This window comes from Mucilaginibacter sp. OK268 (assembly GCF_900103125.1).
GTDB lineage: Bacteria > Bacteroidota > Bacteroidia > Sphingobacteriales > Sphingobacteriaceae > Mucilaginibacter.
Map to the genome: position 1 here is coordinate 83,607 of NZ_FNJV01000007.1, position 20,107 is coordinate 103,713.

Sequence of the window (20,107 nt, forward strand, 5' to 3'; positions counted from 1 at the left end):
TTCACGTCATAACCATCTGAAAATATGTTGCTATTAGGCATCGATATAGGTACGTCTTCGGTTAAAGTAAGCGTTGTTGACGCGGGCACTCAAAAAATATTGGCTTCGGCGCAGTATCCGGATGAAGAATCGCCTATTAAAGCTTTACATCCCGGCTGGGCCGAACAATCGCCGCAGATGTGGTGGGAGCAGGCACAACAGGCCCTGGAACGTTGCCATGCAAAAAAAGCCTATAACCCGGCGGATATTGCCGCTGTCGGCATCGCCTACCAGATGCACGGCCTGGTTTTGGTTGATAAAGACCAGAATGTATTACGCGACAGTATCATCTGGTGCGATAGTCGCGCGGTTGAAATAGGCGACAAAGCTTTTGCGACAATAGGTGAGGAGTATTCTTTATCGCATCTGCTCAACTCGCCCGGCAACTTTACGGCGTCGAAACTGGCCTGGGTAAAAGAAAATGAGCCAGAAATATATAGTAAGATAGATAAGATCATGCTGCCTGGTGACTATATCGCTATGAAACTTACTGGGGAGATCACCACCTCAGTATCGGCATTATCAGAAGGGGTGTTTTTTGATTTCAAAGCCAATGGTATCTCCAAAGAGATCCTGAACTATTTTGGTTTTGATGAAAGTCTTTTCCCGGTGATCAATCCGGTATTCTCATCGCATGGAACCTTATCGGCTGCTGTTGCGGAGAAACTAAAATTAAAAGCTGGCATCCCGGTGACTTATAAATCAGGCGATCAGCCCAACAATGCTCTTTCTTTAAACGTACTTAATCCGGGTGAGGTAGCTGCTACGGCTGGTACTTCTGGTGTGATATACGGTGTAAGCGACGAACTGACCTACGATCAGCAATCGCGCATCAATACTTTTGCTCACGTGAACTATGCCGAAGAGCAAAAACGCCTGGGTGTGCTTTTATGCATCAACGGCACGGGCAGTTTATACCGCTGGGCCAAATACAACTTTGGAGCAGGCTTAAGCTACACCCAAATGAATAACGAAGCTAAAAAAGCACCGTTGGGAAGCGATGGCCTACAGATATTGCCTTTTGGCAACGGAGCCGAGCGGATGCTAAACAACAAACAGGTAGGCGCCCATATTCAAAATATCGACCTGAACCTGCATACACAAGCCCATATTTTCCGTGCGGTACAGGAGGGCATTGCCAGCGCGTTCCGTTACGGATTGGATATTATGCGCAGCAACGGCATGAACCCTACAGTAATTCGTGCCGGCAAAAGCAACCTGTTCCTGAGCGAGCTATTTACCGAAACCTTTGTAAACGCCACCGGCGTACCTGTGGAACTTTATGATAACGATGGCAGCGTAGGTGCAGCCCTGGGTGCTGGTATCGGCGCGGGCATATTCAAATCGCCGGCCGAAGCATTTTGCAATGCCAAAGCAATCCAGTTAATAGAGCCATCAACCCAACAATTTGAACCCGCGTACCAGGAATGGAAGGAGCTGTTGAGCTTAAAGCTGAAGGCATAAGGCGAAAAAACAGGAATCACTAATTCAGTAAATCAAAAATTAAGATAAATCACTAATTCACTAAATCAATAATTAAAAAGATATGAGCATCGTAACCGGAGAAAAACAATTTTTTAAAGAAATAGGACAGATCAAATATGAAGGAACGCAATCGGACAATCCACTGGCTTTCCGTTGGTATGATGCGGATAGGGTAGTGGCCGGTAAAACCATGAAAGAACACTTGCGTTTTGCCTGCGCGTACTGGCATTCATTCTGCGGTACAGGTGCCGATCCCTTTGGTGGTCCAACCCACGTATTTCCATGGGATACAAAAACTGACGCGGTGGAACGTGCCAAAGATAAAATGGATGCCGCTTTTGAGTTCATCACCAAAATGAACCTGCCGTACTACTGCTTTCATGATGTAGATGTGGTTGACTACGGCAATGATGTAAATGAAAACGACAGGCGTTTACAGGCTTTGGTAGAGTATGCCAAACAAAAGCAAGCGGCCAGCGGTGTGAAACTGCTTTGGGGCACTTCAAACCTGTTCAGCCATAAAAGATATATGAACGGTGCTTCTACCAATCCCGATTTTCATGTACTGGCCCATGCAGGTGCGCAGGTTAAGGCTGCTATAGACGCCACTATTGCTTTGGGTGGCGAGAACTACGTTTTCTGGGGCGGTCGTGAAGGCTATATGAGCCTGTTGAACACCGATATGAAACGCGAGCAGGAGCATTTTGCTCGTTTTTTACATACGGCTAAAGATTATGCCCGCAAACAAGGCTTTAAAGGCACTTTCTTTATCGAACCAAAACCTTGCGAGCCAACCAAGCACCAGTATGATTATGATGCGGCTACGGTGTTAGGCTTTTTGCAGAAATACGACCTGATCAATGATTTTAAATTGAACCTGGAAGTTAACCACGCCACATTGGCCGGGCACACATTTCAGCATGAATTGCAGGTAGCTGCCGATTCGGGTTTATTAGGTTCGATAGATGCTAACCGCGGCGATAACCAGAACGGCTGGGATACCGACCAGTTCCCGAACGATATCAATGAAGTAACAGAATGTATGCTAATCATCCTGGAAGCAGGTGGTTTACAGGGCGGTGGTATAAACTTTGATGCTAAGATTCGTCGTAATTCAACCGATCCGGCTGATCTGTTCTACGCGCACATTGGTGGTATGGACATTTTTGCACGGGCTTTGGTAACTGCCGATAACATTTTGCAAAAGTCAGATTACAAAAAGATCCGCAAAGAAAGATATGCTTCATTTGATACGGGTTCAGGTAACGATTTTGAAACAGGAAAGCTATCTTTAGAAGATTTGCGTAACTATGCTATCGCCAATGGTGAGCCTAAAACCATAAGCGGCAAACAAGAATATTTAGAAAATTTGATAAATCGCTATATATAGTTTATAATTGTCAATCTAACATATTAAAACCAACTTAACCAAAACAATGAACCTGAAAACCCTCTCGTATGGCGATTATGCTGTATTTTTGATCTACTTTGTATTAGTCGCCAGCTATGGCTGGTGGGTATATAAGCGTAAACACAACGCCGATGCCACCTCAAAAGATTACTTTTTGGCCGAAGGGTCGCTAACCTGGTGGGCTATTGGTGCATCACTGATCGCTTCAAATATATCTGCCGAACAGTTTATCGGAACCAGCGGATCTGCATTCAAGATGGGTTTGGCCATATCAACATACGAGTGGATGGCCGCAATTACGTTGATCATTGTAGCGGTATTTTTTATCCCGGTATATCTTAAAAATAAGATATTCACCATGCCGCAATTCCTGCACCAACGGTATAATGGTACGGTAGCTATGGTGATGGCAATATTTTGGTTGTTACTATACATTGTAGTTAACCTGATGTCAATATTATACCTGGGTGCCTTGGCTATCAGCGGTATATCCGGCTTAAATATCCATTTATGTATCTGGTTGCTGGCCATATTCTCTATTGTTATTACTCTGGGAGGGATGAAGGTTATTGGTTATACCGATGTTATCCAGGTAGCCGTACTTATTCTGGGCGGTTTAATGGCCACTTATCTTGCATTAACGCTACTGAGCGAAAAGGAAGGTACTACAGGTTTATTAAATGGGTTTAAAATACTCCACTCCGAAGCCAGTGATCACTTCCATATGATCTTCAAGAAGGATAATCCGAATTATATGGACTTGCCGGGTTTAACGGTATTAATTGGTGGTATGTGGATCACTAACCTCAACTATTGGGGTTGTAACCAGTACATCACGCAAAGAGCATTGGGAGCTAATTTGAAAACTGCCCGTGGTGGTATCCTGTTCGCGGCCTTCCTCAAATTGTTGATGCCTGTAATTGTGGTATTGCCGGGTATAGCTGCTTACTTATTGTATCAAAAAGGAATGTTCCACCAGGAAATGATGAGTTCATCAGGCGTATTGGATCCAAATAAAGCATATCCATCCTTGTTAAACTTATTACCATCGGGCTTAAAAGGACTTTCATTTGCTGCTTTAACAGCCGCCATTGTAGCTTCATTAGCCGGTAAAGCAAACAGTATAGCCACCATATTTACGCTGGATATCTACAAAAAAGCTATTAACCCGGAAGCCAATGATAAAAAACTGGTTAATTTGGGTAAATGGTCTGTTGTGGTAGCCATGGTATTAGGTATATTGTTATCAGAACTGATTGGTAAAGCATTGATGGGCGAAGGTAAACAAGGCTTTCAATACATCCAGGAGTATACCGGCTTCGTATCGCCGGGTATATTTGCCATGTTCATCTTGGGTTTCTTCTGGAAAAAAGCTACTTCCAATGCCGCTATGTTCGCGACAGTAGGTGGATTTATCATGTCGTGTTTCTTTAAACTATTGCCGCGTTTTGCCGATCTGAGCTTCCTGTCGCCTTATGGCTTCTCGAAACTGGCCCTGCAGGACGATAAGGTTACCCAGCTATATGAAATACCATTCCTTGATCGTATGGGTTTTGTATTTATCATTTGCGTTGTTGGTATGTTTATCATCTCTAAAATTGATGGCGCCCGTGGTGTTAAAACCAATGGCCTGGAAATCGACGCGTCGATGTTTAAAACATCGCGTGCCTTTACAGCCGGTGCATTAATAGTTACAGGTATTGTAGTTGCGCTATACTCTATCTTCTGGTAGGAGTTATTTTTCAACATATAAAACGTATAAAAAAGGGCGGCGAATCTGAGGATCTGCCGCCCTTTTTTGTTCAAATAAGTTAATCAATAGCTAAAACGTTATATAATTTAGTTACAGGTTAAATAGTATCTTGCCTGATAACCTGCATCCGAAAACGTTTGCGTGGATTTGTTTTGGTTATCCCTTACAACTTGTACAAAATGATGTGTAATTTGCCGGTCACAACAAACCTTTTATATACGATACCATCAATCCATGGTGAATAATTTAGAACAAACATTTCGCTGGTTTGGGCCTACCGATCCGGTTACATTAACAGCCATTAGGCAAACTGGTGCTACAGGCATTGTTACATCCCTTTACCACATCCCAAGCGGAGAAGTGTGGAGTTTAGAGGAGATCAACGAACGCAAAAAGATCATTGAAGATGCCGGGCTTACCTGGTCGGTAGTGGAGAGCGTAAATATTCATGAGAGTATCAAAACAGCCTCGCCCGACAGGGATAAATACATCGAAAACTATGTAAGTACGCTTAAAAACCTGTCACTGGCAGGCATAAACATTGTATGTTACAATTTTATGCCCGTGCTTGACTGGACCCGTACCGATCTGGATTTCCTGTTACCCAACAAAGGAACCGCGCTAAGATATGATGCCAAAGCATTGGCTGCTTTTGACCTGTATATCCTGGAACGTGAAGGCGCCGAAAATGATTTTACTCCAGAGCAGCAACAAGCCGCAAGAAAATATTTAGACAGCATCAGCACCGAAGAAAAGGCCCAGCTGATCGATAACCTGATGGCCGGTTTACCAGGTACCAATAAAGTACTGACCATTCCGGAGTTTAAAGAGCATTTAAAACGCTATGCCGATACCGATGCTGCGGCATTGAAAAATAATTTAGGCTATTTCCTGAAAGGTATCATTCCCGGTGCCGAAGCTGCGGGCGTAAAAATGTGTATTCACCCGGACGATCCGCCGTTTCCGATACTGGGCCTGCCACGTGTGGTATCAACAGAGCAGGACCTGGCAGATGTAGTTAATTTTAGCCTATCACCAAGCAATGGACTTACTTTTTGCACAGGCTCATTAGGGGCAAGACCAGATAACGACCTGCCCGGGATAGTGGAAAGGTTAGGGGAGCATATCCATTTTCTGCATTTACGTAATGTACAGCGTGAAGACGATGGCAGCTTTTATGAAGCCGAGCACCTGAACGGCAGCACCGATATGTACGCGGTGATGAAAAATATTGTTTTAGAACAGCAAAAACGCCAGCAAAGTGGTCGTGCCGATGTAGCAATACCGATGCGCCCCGACCACGGTCATAAATTGCTGGATGATTTTAAGTACAAAACCTATCATGGGTATTCGGCCATTGGCAGGCTAAAGGGGCTTGCCGAATTAAGAGGGTTGGAAATGGGCGTTAAACGCTCATTATTTGACAAAGCATAATTTATAAATTTAAAAAAGCAGTTTACCTGCTTAGCTAATAATGAAGAGTTTTTTAGATCAGGATTTCTTACTAAATACCAAAACAGCACAACGCCTGTACCATGAATATGCCGGCAAACTGCCTATAATTGATTATCACTGTCATTTACCGCCCGATCAGATAGCCCAGGATATCAGTTTTAATAACCTGACGCATGCCTGGCTCTATGGCGATCATTATAAATGGCGCGCTATGCGGGCCAACGGTGTTAATGAAGCTTATATAACCGGTAATAAAACCGATCAGGAGAAGTTTACCAAATGGGCCGAAACAGTGCCGTATACCTTGCGCAACCCATTATATCACTGGACACACCTGGAGTTACAGCGTTATTTTGGTATTCATGAACTGCTTTCGCCGGCTACTGCTCAAAAGATATATGAGGATTGTAATGCCCAACTCAAAACACCTGAGTTTAGTGTACGTAATATCCTGAAAGGTAAAAATGTAGAGGTAGTTTGTACCACCGACGATCCATTGGATAACCTGGCTTTTCATCAACAGATCAAGGCAGATGGTTATGAAATAAAAGTACTGCCAGCCTTTAGGCCGGATAAAGCGATGAACGCTGATGACTTGAACGCTCTTAATGCATATATCGATCAGTTGGAAGCAATTACCAATATTTCCGTTTCCAATATCGACGAATATTTAAAGGCTTTAAAAAACCGTCATGATTATTTTGCGGCCAATGGCTGTACACTATCAGATCACGGCCTGGAGCAGATCTACGCGGATGATTATACCGATAAGGAAATAGCTGATATCTTTTTAAAGATCAGGAACAAACAGGTTTTACTGCCGCTGGAAATAACCAAATTTAAGTCGGCTATGCTGTTCCTGTTTGCGATCTGGGATCATGAAAAAGGCTGGGTACAGCAGTACCACCTGGGTGCATTACGTAACAACAATACCCGTGGCTTAACCAATTCAGGTCCGGATACAGGTTGGGATTCTATTGGCGATTTTAAACAGGGTGTTACCTTATCCAAGTTTTTGAACAAGCTTGATTTGGATAATCGCTTGACTAAAACTATACTGTATAACTTAAACCCGGCCGACAATGAGTTATTTGCTGCCATGACAGGTAACTTTAACGATGGATCTGTTGCCGGTAAGGTACAGTTTGGCTCAGCATGGTGGTTCCTGGATCAAAAAGACGGGATGACCAAACAGTTGAACGCCTTGTCGAATATTGGACTGGTAAGCCGTATGGTGGGTATGCTTACCGATTCGCGCAGCTTTCTATCCTTCCCGAGGCATGAGTATTTCCGCAGACTGGTTTGTAACTTGTTTGCCGAAGATATCGAAAACGGTGAACTGCCAAATGATATTGAATGGACAGGCAAGATCGTGCAGGATATCTGCTATAACAACGCTAAAAATTACTTTAATTTTGATAAGCAATAATGAGTAATTCTTTTGAAAACGGATCATCTAAAGGCACTATACTTTCGTTTGGCGAATTACTGCTCAGGATATGTCCCGATGCAGGGGGGGAGTGGTTGCATGAAAACCAGCTGCCATTCTTTGTAGGTGGCGCCGAGCTTAATGTGGCTACCGCTTTAGCTTTATGGGGATTGCCATCATCTTATTTTACAGCTTTACCAGACAATGCGCTATCTACCCAAATACTGGATTATCTGCAGGATAAAAAAGTGGATACGACACCTGTTTATATGCATGGCGACAGGATAGGCTTGTATTATTTAACCCGGGGTAAGGATATTAAGAATAACGCCCTGATATATGACCGTGCTAATTCGGCTTTTGCCGCTTTAAAACCCGGCCAGGTGGATTGGGATAAAGTATTGAATGGAGTAAGCTGGTTTCACTTTAGCGCTATTTGTCCGGCAATAACCCAAAATGTAGCCGATGTTTGTGCCGAGGTTTTGGAAGCCGCATCTGCCCGGAATATCACTATATCGGTTGACCTGAATTATCGTGCCCGGCTTTGGCAATACGGCAAACAACCTATTGATGTAATGCCGCAACTGGTAAAATATGCCGACCTGATCATGGGCAATATTTGGGCTGCCGAACGGATGCTGGGCATCCCTGTTGAACCCAATGTAACCGAGTCGGGGCAAAAAAGCATTTATCTGAAGGAAGCTCAAAATTCATCACAAGCCATCATGGCACAATTCCCCAAATGCAAGGTTGTTGCCAACACTTTCCGTTTTGATGCCGGTGAAGGGATTAACTACTATACAGCTTTGTATGATGGTGATAAGTTGCACAGCTCAAAACAATATGATACCGATAAGGTGGTGGATAAAGTAGGTAGCGGCGATTGTTTTATGGCAGGCCTCATCTATGGTTTTTACAGCAACCTTGATCCATTGGAAACATTGGAGTTTGCAACTTCTGCCGCTTATCAGAAATTATTTATCGAAGGTGATGCAACCAATAAAACGGTTCAACAAATAATAAATGCTATTAAATCATGATTAAAAAAGATATAGTACTGGATGCCATATTAACCCAGGGATCGTTACCGCTTTTCTTTTATGAAGACGCGCAGGTGAGCCTGGAGATAACCAGAACCTTGTACAGGGCAGGCATCCGTGTATTCGAATATACCAATCGCGGCACCGCGGCGCTGGCTAATTTTATCGTATTAAAAAAGGCGCAACAGGAAGAAATGCCCGATTTGCAATTGGGTATCGGTACCATAAAAACAGCTGCGGAAGCAAACGCTTTTATAGCCGCCGGGGCCGACTTTATAGTGGCGCCTGTTATCAATCCAGAGGTAGGAGCTATTGCCAAACAACATGATCTGTTATGGATTCCAGGTTGTATGACACCAACCGAAATTAATACCGCGCAACAGCATGGCGCGGCCTTGATCAAATTATTTCCGGCTAACATACTGGGGCCGGAGTTTATGTCGTCTATAAAAGATCTGTTTGCGGGTCAACTATTCATGCCAACAGGTGGGGTTGAATTGAGTATTGACAGCATCAGTACCTGGTTTAAGGCCGGAGTTTGTGCGGTGGGCATGGGAAGTAAGCTCATCAGCAAAAAAGTACTGGATGACCGCTTGTATGAGCAATTATATACAGATACCGTTAAATTGATGGAAATAGCATCAAGTTTTAGTATCAAGTAGTCGGTATTAAGATACATTTCATCTTTATCACCTATTGTAAAATAAAAGGACAGAAGTCTTGATACGTGATACTAACTACTTGATACCAATAATTACAACCAATTAAAACCAATTATAATGAAAGAAACTAAAGTTGGGAATTACAGATGGGTAATATGCTCGCTGGTGTTTTTTGCCACTACGGTGAATTACCTGGATAGGGCAGTGATCAGTCTTTTAAAATCCAATCTGACCACGGAGTTTAAGTGGAACGATGGGGATTACGCCAATATAGAAATAGCATTTAAAATAGCTTATTCCCTGGGCTTGCTTGCAGCCGGAGGAATTATTGACAAGATAGGCACCAAGCTGGGTTATTTCTTATCAACGCTTTTGTGGAGCATCTCTGCGGTTTGCCACGCTTTTGTGGGCAGTACATTTGGCTTTGGCGTAGTGCGCTCGGCTTTAGGTATCAGCGAAGCGGGAAATTTCCCGGCTGCGATCAAAACCGTGGCAGAATGGTTCCCGAAAAAAGAGCGGGCATTTGCCACCGGGATATTTAACTCCGGATCAAATATAGGCGCTATTGTGGCTCCCTTAACCGTACCCTTTATTGCGGTTGCATGGGGATGGCGATGGGCATTTATCATTACCGGCTCTATCGGTTTTATATGGCTTGTACTTTGGTATTTTTTTTATGAAACCCCTTCTAAACACAAACATGTAACACAGGCCGAGCTTGATTACATTAACAGCGATCAGGAAGTTTCGGGCCAGAAAGAAGAAGTAGAAGAAGGCAAAAAAATATCCTGGGGTAAACTGTTAAGTTTTAAACAAACCTGGGCATTTGTTATCGGCAAGTTTTTAACCGATCCTATATGGTGGTTTTACCTGTTTTGGTTGCCCGATTTTTTAGAGAGCCAGTATCATTTAAAAGGCACTGCTATAGCCATTCCTGTGGCATTGGTTTACACCATGTCGACATTTGGCAGTATTGGTGGCGGTTGGATACCTATGCGGTTAATTAAAAACAATTGGCCGGTGTTCAGGGCCCGTAAAACCTCCATGTTTATCTATGCACTGTTTGTGATCCCTATTGTGTTTGCACAGGTATTAGGTGGTATTAACATGTGGCTTGCGGTAATTGTGATAGGCATAGCGGCATCAGCTCACCAGGCCTGGAGTGCCAATATATTTACTACGGTTTCTGATATGTTCCCTAAAAGATCGGTTGGCTCCGTAACCGGTATTGGTGGCATGTTTGGATCAATTGGCGGTGTGTTTTTATCATTACTGGTACAAAAAAACCTTTTTGTACACTTTAGGGCAATCCACCAAATAGAAACTGCGTATTACATCATGTTTGTGGTTTGTGGCAGCGCTTATATATTAGCCTGGCTAATTATGCACCTGCTTGTTCCGAAAATGAAACCTATTAATTTATAGAATAACACGATCTATCAAAAAAGCCCCGGTATTATACACCGGGGCTTTTTTGATTAAAGTTTACTTTCAACCTGCTCTGCAAGTTCGTCTATCCAGCTGGATAGAAATGGTTCTGTCCCCGTTAGCCTGATCCACTCGCCTTCGGCATCTTTAGCTATAATGAGGTGCAGCGTCCCATCAGTTGATTTAAATTCGTAGGCGTTATTGAAATTAGGATATGTAATTCCCTGCGCTATACCGTCAATCGAACTGTCGGTACCTGCGAGTGTTGCTTCAAATTGTTCCATAGTGTGTATTTTATTAACTAACACTGTTTTGTGCGTTTGTGTTTGTTTGTGGACCCTGATTAACAGGATTTAGGGATTATCCTGATATCATAAATCAAGAAATCCTTAAATCCTGTTAATCAGGGTTCAGAATGATTACTACCTTTATCCTGTGCAAAATTTACAACCCGACCCGAAAATATTAATTGATATAGTACAAACACGGATGCCTTATGGCAAGTATAAAGGAACCATTATAGCCGACCTGCCCTCAAATTACCTGGAGTGGATGGCCGGCAAGGGTTTTACCAAGGACAAGATGGGGATGCTGCTTTCAACCACATTCGAGATCAAAACTAATGGCCTGAGCGAAATTCTGTTGATGGTGAAAAAGTCACTCCGGCAGGGAGGCGGGAACCAATAACCGGATTTATTGCTTATTGATGACCATCCGGTTGATAGGTTTCCGGCGTATATACGACTAAAAGATAAAAATCATTATCATATGAAAAAGTTGATCTTATATATCGTTGGAGCTTTTCTGTTCGTTGGCTGTGCCGATGGACAATCGTCTAATAAATTTGCCACTTTACCCAAACCTAAAGCCGGCGAGGCCGTAGCCACTTTCGGTGGTGGATGTTTTTGGAGTATGAGCGAGGCTATGTCGGAGTTAAAAGGGGTAAATAAGGTTATCTCCGGTTACGCTGGGGGAAATACGAAGAACCCTACCTACGAAGAAGTAAGCTCACAAAGTACCAATCATGCCGAAACTGTGGATGTATTTTATGATCCTAAAGTGATCAGTTACGGTCAATTGGCCGAAGCTTTTTTCTTTGCCCATGATCCTACTACTCTAAACCGCCAGGGCCCTGATGAAGGAACCGACTACCGTTCCATTGCTTTTTACCGCAGCCCTGAGGAAAAGAACATTCTGCTGGTTACCATCAAAAAGGTAAATGAATCAAAGCATTATATTAACCCGATAGTGACACAGGTGGTACCTTATAATGCTTTTTATCCAGCCGAAACTTACCATCAGGGTTATTACCGAAGCCACCCTAATCAGCCTTATATCATGGGGGTATCGGAGCCCAAAGTAATGAAATTCAGAAAAGCCATGGCTGCGGAATTAAAGCCGGAGTTTAAGAATTAAATCCGCGCGTCATTGCGAGGCACGAAGCAATCTCTATACTATACAGAGTGACTCTGCTAATCGGGGATTGCTTCGTACCGCGCAATGACGCGTTTATATAAAATGGGGTTTACAACTTATTAAACCAGCCTTTTTTCCAAAACACAAATACCTGGAAAATAGCTATCGCGAACATCAGTACAATGGCGTAAACATAGCCGTGCTGCCAATAAAGCTCGGGCATATTATCGGGTATAACATGACCTTTATCGTCCTGACGGGCAAAGTTCATTCCGTAAATGCCCGCAATAAAAGTAAGGGGGATAAATATTACGGAGATAATGGTCAGCACCTTCATGATCTCGTTCATCCGGTTACTCACCATGGATAGGTACAAGTCGATAATGCTTGAAGTTACCTCCTTATAGTTCTCAATCAGGTCCATAGCCTGTATGCAATGATCATAAGCATCGCGCAGGAATAATTTGACCTCTGATGTGATCAAGGGGCTTTCCGAGCGGATCATATCATTGATCTTGTCGCGCTCGGGCCAGCTCGCCCTGCGTATAATGATGAGGGTACGTTTGATCTGCTGCGAATTGAACATGATGCTTTTATCGGCACTGGTGTAAACCTTGTCTTCGATGGCATCGAGTTTATCACCAATAAGTGCCAGCAGCATAAAGTAGTTGTCAATAATGGTATCAGTAAGGGCATAACACATATAGCTTGGGCCGGCTGTACGGATAGCTCCCTTACCAGCTTTAAGACGAGCCTTTACCGCTTCAAAATACTCTTCATAGTCTTCTTCAAAGCTAATGATCAGGTTATCCTTAAGAATGGCCGAAAACTGGTTGTTCACCAGTTCATCCTCTTTATTAAACCTAACCATGCGGCTGGTGCAAAAAGCATAAGTATCGTATTCATCAAATTTTGGTCGCTGGTGGGTATTGGCAATATCTTCCAGCACCAGCGGATTGATGTTCAGGTATGTGCCTATCTCCTCAATCAAAGCCGGATCACCAAGCCCGTTAACCTTTATCCAATGGGTATGGTTATCGCACTTTTTAAACTGATTTAAAATTACTTTGATGTCTTTCCCTTCGGAAGTAACCAGCTCTGTCTCGTTATAGGAAAACATGGAGATATGCGGTTTTAGCGCACCATCTGGTATTACTATTGTTCCCGGGCGGTCGCCAACATTTCCCTGGTGCCTTTGTACTTTGTAGCGTACACGTTTTATCCTGCTGTCCATTTACAAATAATTAATACTTTGAGGTCCCTGGTTAAATAACAGATCAACAATGCTCAAATTTTTCAGAAAACCCTTACGATCTTCAAAAACCTGAAAATAGGGTTTTTGTTCCAGTTCTGTTTCTTTTTTAGGATGGATAGCGGTTCTTAGATCGACAACCGATGCTGGATATTCCCGATGATATTCGTCGGTGTATGTGATGTCGGCCTTTATTTTAGTGAGTTTCAACAGTAGCTGCAAAAGTTCCTGGTTATAATCAAAAAGATAGGTAACCTGATTTTGTTTTTGGTAAAACGCGGCGAAGTCGTCCTCATAATATTCAAAATAAGCCGACCGCCGATAACATGCCGCCAGGCCTTGCCAGTGCAGGCGTTGCCATTCAAAATCGTAGCTGATCTTAACATCTTTGATCAGGGTATGATTTTTTGAACCTTTTATAACCGGAACGGTCAGGGTCAGCATACCATCGGGCGAGTAGATATTGGCCCGGTTGCGATAAGTTTGTTTCGGGAAATGTTCTTCTCTTTCTATCAGAATATCAGGTTTATAAGTGTTTAACTTTACAAAATATTCTACCGGCGGAAGATAAAACATAGGGAACACAGCACCTTTTTCAATCATATATTTTATGTTTGTGTTCAAAATTGGTTAAAATAATGATAAAAAAAGGGTTTTTGAGGTTAGGTATATTTTTTTTATACCTTATATCGCTGCTTCCCTTTTGGTTTTTGTACATCATATCTGATGTGCTGTTTGTTGTTATCTATTACCTTGTGCGTTACCGCAGGGATGTGGTACAGCAAAATCTGGCCAATTCCTTCCCCGAAAAAACGATAAAAGAACGCCACGATATCGAATTTAAATACTACCGCTACCTGGCCGACCTGATCGTGGAAACCATTAAAATGATCACCGTATCAGAAAAGCAGATCCAGAAAAGGGTAGTGGCTACCAACTCAGAGCTGGTGCATGAGTATTTTGCTAAAGGTAAAAGTATTATAGCCGTGGCTGGCCATTATTGCAACTGGGAGATGGCTGCTCTCAATTTTAATTTTGTAACGGACAAAAGGTTCATGATCGTGTATAAACCACTATCAAACGCTACGTTCGATGAGTTTTTTATACAAGTGCGTTCGCGGTTTGGCGGACAGCCGATAGCCATGAAGCAAACCATGCGCAAAATGGCCGAATACCGGAATGAGCTAACCGTAAGTGTACTGGTAGGCGATCAAACCCCGGTAATGCACGAAGTAAATTACTTTACTAATTTTTTAAATCAACCTACTGCCGTATTTTTGGGCATCGAAAAAATATCAAAGGCTATTGATGCTGCCGTGGTATTTTACGATATGAAACGCGTAAAAAGAGGTTATTATACTTACACATTGGTTCCTTTAACTGAAAATCCCAAACAAACTGCCGAGCACGAAATAACCGATGCTCATGTGCAGTACCTGGAAGGCATGATCAGGCGGGAACCTCAATATTGGCTATGGTCGCACCGAAGGTGGAAGTTTAAGCCGGAGGACAAACATAAATGATCAACACACCCAAAGTTGCTGTAGTTATTTTAAACTGGAACGGCGTTAAATATCTTAAACAATTTTTACCATCGGTATTGGCCTCAACCTGGCCCGGATTGGAAATTGTGATAGGGGATAATGCCTCTACCGATGATTCTATTTCTTTTATAAAGGAAAATTATCCTGCTATCAGGATCATTCAAAACGATAAGAATTACGGTTTTACCGGCGGATATAACCGGGTGCTGAACCAGGTTGATGCCGATTACTATATCCTGCTGAATTCGGATGTGGAAGTAACGCCAGATTGGATAGAGCCTGTGATCAGTTTAATGGAGAGCGATGATCTGATTGCTGCCGCGGCGCCTAAGCTGTTATCCTTTGCACAAAAAGATCAGTTTGAGCATGCCGGTGCAGCTGGGGGCTTTATAGATAGCTTTGGCTATCCGTTTTGCCGTGGCCGCATGTTTTACGAGGTAGAGCATGATCTGGGGCAATATGAACAATCGGGTGAGGTATTCTGGGCATCGGGCGCATCCTTATTCATCAAAAAGAAATATTGGGACGAAGCTGGGGGCTTTGATGAACACTTTTTTGCTCACATGGAAGAAATAGACCTGTGCTGGCGATTAAAAAACATGGGTTATAAGGTAATGTACTGCGCGCAATCAACCATATACCACGTTGGAGGAGGCACGCTTAATGCCGAAAATCCGTTCAAAACCTATCTTAATTTCAGGAACAACCTACTGCTGTTGAAAAAGAATCTGCCTTTTTGGAGAGCCCTGTTTGTGATCAGCATACGCTTTTGTATGGACCTGCTGGCCATATTCCGCTTCCTGGCCGAAGGCAAACGCAAAGATGCCTGGGCTGTCAGTCGGGCTCATCAGAATTTTGTATTAGGAATCTTCGGGATACATGTTTCCGGCTACGGCGTAAAAGACCTGAGCAACGGCGAAAACAAGCTGTCGCCTAAAACTCATAAATCAAAACGTACCGTTCATAATTTAAAAGGTATGTACAAAAGCAGTATTGTATGGGCGTTTTTTGTTAAAAAGAAAACCAGGTTTACTGATCTTGATCAGACTGATTTGATTTAGCATCGCCTGAGTTAGTCTTTTTTATCTCCTTTGGTTTCGTGGGTTTTTCTTTGTCCGGGGTACTTATAACCAGGCTTTCAGGTGGCCAAATCAAATGTACATCCTGTTGGGGGAGTTCTATACCTTCTTTATTCAATATATCATAAATATCGGCCAGTATCTGGCTTTTAAGCCCAACCCAGGTATTGATATCGGCAGCCCAGAAAAGCACCCTGAAATCAACCGAACTCGCACTCAGGTTATGCAACAGCACAGAAGGCTCTGGTACTTGCATAATGTCGTTATGGGCATTCAGTACGTCTTTTAGCAAGCCTTTGACTTTTTCAATATTTGCTCCATAAGCCACGCCAATAATAAGCTCTACCCGGCGGTTATTGTTGCTCAGTGTCCAGTTAATTACATGGTGCGATATCAGGTCGCCGTTGGGTATGATCACTTCGGCACCATCAGCGGTGGCTATTTTACTTGCCCGTATACCAATATCCAATATCGTGCCCGAGCGGCTGTCCACCTCAATAATATCACCCACTTGTATTGGTTTTTCAAAGGCCAGTATCAGCCCCGAAACCAGGTTGTTCACTATATTTTGCAAACCAAAACCAATACCGATACCAAAGGCGCTGATAATGATGGTTATCTTATCAATAGGTACTCCTGATGCTGCGACTGCAAGGAAAAAGCCCACGGCAATAACCCCAATGCGGATGAGCAGGGTAGAGGTACGGTTTTTCTTTTTCAGTACATCCATATCATGCTTGTGCTTGGCAGATACATCATACAGGTAACTGATGATCTTGGAGGTAATGGATGATAACCAGATAACAGCTATAAATATGATAACACTTTGGAAGGTAAACACTGTATTGGTGCCCCCAATGCTGCGGTTGGTGGTTAAAAAAGCTTCAATATGATCAAATACAGTATCTTCAACACTTAGGTTTTGAGTAAGCATCACCAGCCACAACAGGCTGGCTAAAACTGTAAGCACACTCCTGAATTTGTTTTTGAGTAACTGAAAGTCGATGTAGGAACTGAAGTTATTACTGTTCTTGCTGGCTTCCAGTTGTAAAAACAAAGCCTCCATAAGCATTTGTACAATATAGTACATAGCCATGGCCAGCCATAGGTTATGTACGGCCGTTACTCCAATTATTTTGGCCAAACTAAAACGACCAAAAACATTACAGGCAAACGAAGCAAACTGCAGCGCAATAAAAATTTTAAGTACGATACCTGTATGTGGTAAAAAACCTTCAGGAGCTTTGCGTACTGCTGGTAAAAGCCTGATGCTGATATAAGCAGAAGCCAGTCCAAGTATCAGCACCGCGATCCTATCGGCATTGGTTACCTGAATAAATAGATTGCTGATGCAGTAAAAATTGGTAATGATAAAAAGCAGCAGCAAATAATTGAATAACGGTTTTGGACAGGTTTTTTTAGATATATATAGTATAGCCGCTATCAGGATAACAAAAAAGGTTTCTAATACTACCACCGGCGGGTGATCATAAAAATTGGGGATCAGGGTAAAAGCAATAATAACTGAGGATGTTACAAGGTACCTGGTCACATAATTAGCCTGGTTAAAAACACCTTCGGGGGCGTCATTGGTTTTTAGTATTTTTTTGCGGCTGGAATAAACCCAGGCGAAAAAAAACAATAAAACCAATAATCCGGCAAGATGCGTTAATATATCGCGGCCGATAAAAAAACTGAAAAGCTTGGAATTCATGGTGGCGGTTTTAGAAAGCGCCTCCTTAAAGTCGCTGCCTTCACTGGCTTTCATGCTCCAGATATTGCTGTACTCGGCCGATAATGCCCTTTCACCAAAGTCTCTTATTTTTTGATCGATCTGATCTTTAAGGTCAAGTATCGATATATATACAGATGAAGTACGGTTTTGCAGCAGCCCGATCTTTACCATCAGTTTTTTATTAACCGTATCCAAGCGATGGTATTTACTGTCGATAGCTATTTTTTGGATCAGGAAAGTAGTGGCGAGCGAACTATCGGCCGGCAGGATCTTCAAAACGCTGTCTTTGGATATGGCGTTCAGGTCGGTTTGATTCTGGATCATTTTGGAGTTGATATCAGCAAGCTGATCCTGCCATCCATCCAATTTGTCGCCCAGGCGGGTTAAAACATCACGTATCGTGTATAAATAACGCAATGTGCTCGATTTATCGTTATCAATCAATGACTTGATGGTGCCTACGCTTTTTTCATATCTGGGCAGTTGCGCGCTGATATCAACGGTGTCGATCCTTTTGGAAAGATTGGACTTGATCTGGTTAAAAGCCGAAGTATAGTACTCCACTTTTTCCAGTAAATTATTGGTTGAGGTATCTGATCGTTTCAGCGCCCGCATCATGGAATCACGAGAGAGGATAGCCGCGCGAAGCGAATCTCTTACCGACCGCGATTTTTTCTTTTTAGTTTGTGCCAATACATCCGCACCAGAAAAAAGCGTGATGAACAACAAGAGGTAAGCGGTAATTCTGTATAATTTATGCATCGGGATAAATACGCTAAACGCCATGGTTAAACACTTTATTTTAAAAAGCGTTTTAATAAAGATACAAGAATCAGGAGTAAAGAATCAAGATAGAAAAGTCAATACCCCGGTTTGGTTCAATTAATAGATATAATACACAATTTTCTCTCTTGGTTCTTGATTCTTAGCTCTTGCCTCTATTATTTACCCGTTCACCAGGTTTTCAATGGCCAGGCGGTACGAGTCCATACCAAAACCGGCAATTACCCCCCTGCAGCTGGCTGCCAGCATTGATTGGTGCCTGAATTCCTCGCGTTTATGAACATTGGAAATGTGCACTTCAATAACCGGTGTGTTGATAGCCGCGATAGCATCAGCAATGGCTATGGACGTATGGGTATACGCGCCCGCGTTCAATACAATTCCGTCGTACGAAAAACCAATTTCGTGTAGTTTGTTTATAATTTCGCCCTCAACATTACTTTGATAATAATTAATGGTGATGTTTGCATAGCGCTTGCGCAAGGTATCAAGATAGGTTTCAAAACTGGTATCACCATAAATTGACTTTTCGCGTACGCCAAGCAGGTTTAAATTAGGGCCGTTTATAATTTGTATATTCATTAGCTCAAACTTAAAATAAATCATTTAAAAAAAGTAATAAATTGGAGTGGCGTTCGGCAATAAAAGGTTTTCAGGCCTATTTGAAGTTAGAAAAATCGCTTGCCGATAATTCTATCGAGTCGTACAGCCGTGATATAGAAAAGCTGTTCCAGTTTGCCGATGCGCAGCAAACCCAGTTGAAACCAGAAACCATTACATTAAACGATCTGCGGCTGTTTATTGCCTGGGTAAATGAACTGGGTATGATTCCATCTTCACAGGCCAGGATATTATCAGGGATTAAGGCTTTTTACAAATACCTGCTGATGGAGGACATTATCAAAACAGATCCGTCGGAACTGCTGGAATCACCCCGGATACAACGTAAGCTACCCGATACCCTCAGCTACCAGGACATCAACAGGCTCATAGCGGCTATTGACCTGTCAAAGCCCGAAGGTGTCCGTAACAAGGCTATATTAGAAACACTATATGGCAGCGGCCTGCGCGTATCTGAACTCACGGAGCTTAAGCTCTCAAATCTGTATCTGGATATTGAATTTATAAAAGTGACCGGCAAAGGCAGCAAAGAGCGCCTGGTACCTATTGGTGCCGAAGCTATCAAGGCGCTTAAAATATGGATAGAGCATGTACGGGTGCACACGGCTATTAAAAAAGGCGAGGAGGATATTGTTTTCCTGAACCGGCGGGGTAGCCGCTTGAGCCGGGTTTATATTTTTCTGCTGATCAAAGAACTCGCCGTGCGTATCGGGTTGAATAAGGCTATCAGTCCGCATACCTTCAGGCACTCATTTGCCACCCACCTGGTAGAAGGAGGAGCCGATCTGCGGGCTGTACAAGAGATGCTCGGGCATGAAAGTATCACTACTACTGAGATATATACTCACCTCGACCGCGAGTACCTGAAAAGTACTATCAGTCAGTTTCATCCGCGCAGCTAATCCGGAAAAATTGCTCCTGGCGGTATGTTAATTCCCCGATTGTGGTGGGATTTGCCCAGGTTGCACTACGAAA

Annotated in this window: 18 protein-coding genes; 13 read left to right on the top strand and 5 right to left on the bottom strand. The window is 43.0% G+C overall.

What is annotated here, in order from left to right:
• Window positions 1–24 precede the first annotated feature (24 nt).
• From BLR84_RS20550 to BLR84_RS20585, 8 genes are all read left to right on the top strand, one after another.
• Entirely contained in the window at window positions 25–1,503 is a 1,479-nt protein-coding gene (locus BLR84_RS20550; protein WP_090471891.1) for a xylulokinase, read from the top strand.
• A gap of 82 nt (window positions 1,504–1,585) precedes the next feature.
• Window positions 1,586–2,914: a xylose isomerase gene (xylA, locus tag BLR84_RS20555; protein ID WP_090471893.1), complete on the top strand. Its 1,329-nt coding sequence runs from the start codon at window positions 1,586–1,588 to the stop codon at window positions 2,912–2,914.
• 52 nt (window positions 2,915–2,966) lie between these two features.
• On the top strand, window positions 2,967–4,667 hold the full coding sequence (locus tag BLR84_RS20560) for a sodium/sugar symporter (RefSeq protein WP_090472345.1): 1,701 nt from the start codon (window positions 2,967–2,969) through the stop codon (window positions 4,665–4,667).
• Window positions 4,668–4,922: 255 nt separating this feature from the next.
• On the top strand, window positions 4,923–6,122 hold the full coding sequence (uxuA, locus tag BLR84_RS20565; RefSeq protein WP_090471895.1) for a mannonate dehydratase: 1,200 nt from the start codon (window positions 4,923–4,925) through the stop codon (window positions 6,120–6,122).
• A 40-nt stretch (window positions 6,123–6,162) separates the two neighbouring features.
• Complete coding sequence (gene uxaC, locus BLR84_RS20570) at window positions 6,163–7,572, top strand: glucuronate isomerase (RefSeq protein ID WP_090471897.1); 1,410 nt, start codon at window positions 6,163–6,165, stop codon at window positions 7,570–7,572.
• Window positions 7,572–8,612 (top strand): sugar kinase, encoded by a 1,041-nt coding sequence (locus BLR84_RS20575; RefSeq protein WP_176852114.1) that lies wholly within the window; start codon window positions 7,572–7,574, stop codon window positions 8,610–8,612. Before uxaC ends, BLR84_RS20575 begins: the two co-directional genes overlap by 1 nt.
• The gene (locus tag BLR84_RS20580; protein ID WP_176852115.1) at window positions 8,609–9,274 is read left to right on the top strand and encodes a beta/alpha barrel domain-containing protein; all 666 of its coding nucleotides are present in this window, start codon (window positions 8,609–8,611) and stop codon (window positions 9,272–9,274) included. Before BLR84_RS20575 ends, BLR84_RS20580 begins: the two co-directional genes overlap by 4 nt.
• 117 nt (window positions 9,275–9,391) lie before the next feature.
• Window positions 9,392–10,699 carry an MFS transporter gene (locus BLR84_RS20585; RefSeq protein WP_090471904.1) on the top strand — a complete coding sequence of 436 codons (1,308 nt, stop codon included), beginning with the start codon at window positions 9,392–9,394 and terminating at the stop codon, window positions 10,697–10,699.
• Window positions 10,700–10,752: 53 nt separating this feature from the next.
• Here BLR84_RS20585 and BLR84_RS20590 read toward each other — a convergent pair whose 3' ends face one another.
• Window positions 10,753–10,986 carry a hypothetical protein gene (locus tag BLR84_RS20590; RefSeq protein WP_090471906.1) on the bottom strand — a complete coding sequence of 78 codons (234 nt, stop codon included), beginning with the start codon at window positions 10,984–10,986 and terminating at the stop codon, window positions 10,753–10,755.
• 151 nt (window positions 10,987–11,137) lie between these two features.
• Between BLR84_RS20590 and BLR84_RS20595 the strand changes: the two genes are divergently transcribed.
• A complete protein-coding gene (locus BLR84_RS20595; protein ID WP_090471909.1) occupies window positions 11,138–11,389 on the top strand; it encodes a DUF3820 family protein in 252 nt (83 codons plus the stop codon).
• 81 nt (window positions 11,390–11,470) lie between these two features.
• Window positions 11,471–12,118: a peptide-methionine (S)-S-oxide reductase MsrA gene (gene msrA / locus BLR84_RS20600; protein WP_090471911.1), complete on the top strand. Its 648-nt coding sequence runs from the start codon at window positions 11,471–11,473 to the stop codon at window positions 12,116–12,118.
• 109 nt (window positions 12,119–12,227) lie between these two features.
• On the opposite strand, the gene corA is transcribed toward msrA, so the two are convergent.
• Window positions 12,228–13,352 carry a magnesium/cobalt transporter CorA gene (gene corA, locus BLR84_RS20605; RefSeq protein WP_090471913.1) on the bottom strand — a complete coding sequence of 375 codons (1,125 nt, stop codon included), beginning with the start codon at window positions 13,350–13,352 and terminating at the stop codon, window positions 12,228–12,230.
• The gene (locus tag BLR84_RS20610; RefSeq protein WP_369829192.1) at window positions 13,353–13,994 is read right to left on the bottom strand and encodes a WbqC family protein; all 642 of its coding nucleotides are present in this window, start codon (window positions 13,992–13,994) and stop codon (window positions 13,353–13,355) included.
• A gap of 86 nt (window positions 13,995–14,080) precedes the next feature.
• On the opposite strand from BLR84_RS20610, the gene BLR84_RS20615 reads away from it, so the two are divergent.
• Together BLR84_RS20615 and BLR84_RS20620 are read left to right on the top strand one after the other, a co-directional pair.
• Entirely contained in the window at window positions 14,081–14,893 is an 813-nt protein-coding gene (locus tag BLR84_RS20615; RefSeq protein ID WP_255366999.1) for a lysophospholipid acyltransferase family protein, read from the top strand.
• The gene (locus tag BLR84_RS20620) at window positions 14,890–15,975 is read left to right on the top strand and encodes a glycosyltransferase family 2 protein (RefSeq protein ID WP_090471920.1); all 1,086 of its coding nucleotides are present in this window, start codon (window positions 14,890–14,892) and stop codon (window positions 15,973–15,975) included. Before BLR84_RS20615 ends, BLR84_RS20620 begins: the two co-directional genes overlap by 4 nt.
• On the opposite strand, the gene BLR84_RS20625 is transcribed toward BLR84_RS20620, so the two are convergent.
• Together BLR84_RS20625 and aroQ are read right to left on the bottom strand one after the other, a co-directional pair.
• Complete coding sequence (locus BLR84_RS20625; protein ID WP_176852116.1) at window positions 15,944–18,490, bottom strand: mechanosensitive ion channel family protein; 2,547 nt, start codon at window positions 18,488–18,490, stop codon at window positions 15,944–15,946. The two genes, BLR84_RS20620 and BLR84_RS20625, sit on opposite strands and share 32 nt — an antisense overlap.
• Window positions 18,491–18,673: 183 nt before the next feature.
• The gene (gene aroQ, locus BLR84_RS20630; protein WP_090472347.1) at window positions 18,674–19,093 is read right to left on the bottom strand and encodes a type II 3-dehydroquinate dehydratase; all 420 of its coding nucleotides are present in this window, start codon (window positions 19,091–19,093) and stop codon (window positions 18,674–18,676) included.
• A 41-nt stretch (window positions 19,094–19,134) separates the two neighbouring features.
• Here aroQ and xerD point away from each other — a divergent pair, with 41 nt between their 5' ends.
• On the top strand, window positions 19,135–20,034 hold the full coding sequence (xerD, locus tag BLR84_RS20635) for a site-specific tyrosine recombinase XerD (RefSeq protein ID WP_090471925.1): 900 nt from the start codon (window positions 19,135–19,137) through the stop codon (window positions 20,032–20,034).
• Window positions 20,035–20,107: the final 73 nt, after the last annotated feature.

Bases quoted from the DNA above. Each gene is read 5' to 3' on its own strand.
- BLR84_RS20575 (WP_176852114.1), top strand. From the start codon at position 7,572: ATGAGTAATTCTTTTGAAAACGGATCATCTAAAGGCACTATACTTTCG.
- msrA (WP_090471911.1), top strand. From the start codon at position 11,471: ATGAAAAAGTTGATCTTATATATCGTTGGAGCTTTTCTGTTCGTTGGC.
- uxuA (WP_090471895.1), top strand. From the start codon at position 4,923: ATGGTGAATAATTTAGAACAAACATTTCGCTGGTTTGGGCCTACCGAT.
- corA (WP_090471913.1), bottom strand. From the start codon at position 13,352: ATGGACAGCAGGATAAAACGTGTACGCTACAAAGTACAAAGGCACCAG.
- xylA (WP_090471893.1), top strand. From the start codon at position 1,586: ATGAGCATCGTAACCGGAGAAAAACAATTTTTTAAAGAAATAGGACAG.
- BLR84_RS20585 (WP_090471904.1), top strand. From the start codon at position 9,392: ATGAAAGAAACTAAAGTTGGGAATTACAGATGGGTAATATGCTCGCTG.
- uxaC (WP_090471897.1), top strand. From the start codon at position 6,163: ATGAAGAGTTTTTTAGATCAGGATTTCTTACTAAATACCAAAACAGCA.
- aroQ (WP_090472347.1), bottom strand. From the start codon at position 19,093: ATGAATATACAAATTATAAACGGCCCTAATTTAAACCTGCTTGGCGTA.
- BLR84_RS20625 (WP_176852116.1), bottom strand. From the start codon at position 18,490: ATGCATAAATTATACAGAATTACCGCTTACCTCTTGTTGTTCATCACG.
- BLR84_RS20550 (WP_090471891.1), top strand. From the start codon at position 25: ATGTTGCTATTAGGCATCGATATAGGTACGTCTTCGGTTAAAGTAAGC.
- BLR84_RS20580 (WP_176852115.1), top strand. From the start codon at position 8,609: ATGATTAAAAAAGATATAGTACTGGATGCCATATTAACCCAGGGATCG.
- BLR84_RS20590 (WP_090471906.1), bottom strand. From the start codon at position 10,986: ATGGAACAATTTGAAGCAACACTCGCAGGTACCGACAGTTCGATTGAC.
- BLR84_RS20620 (WP_090471920.1), top strand. From the start codon at position 14,890: ATGATCAACACACCCAAAGTTGCTGTAGTTATTTTAAACTGGAACGGC.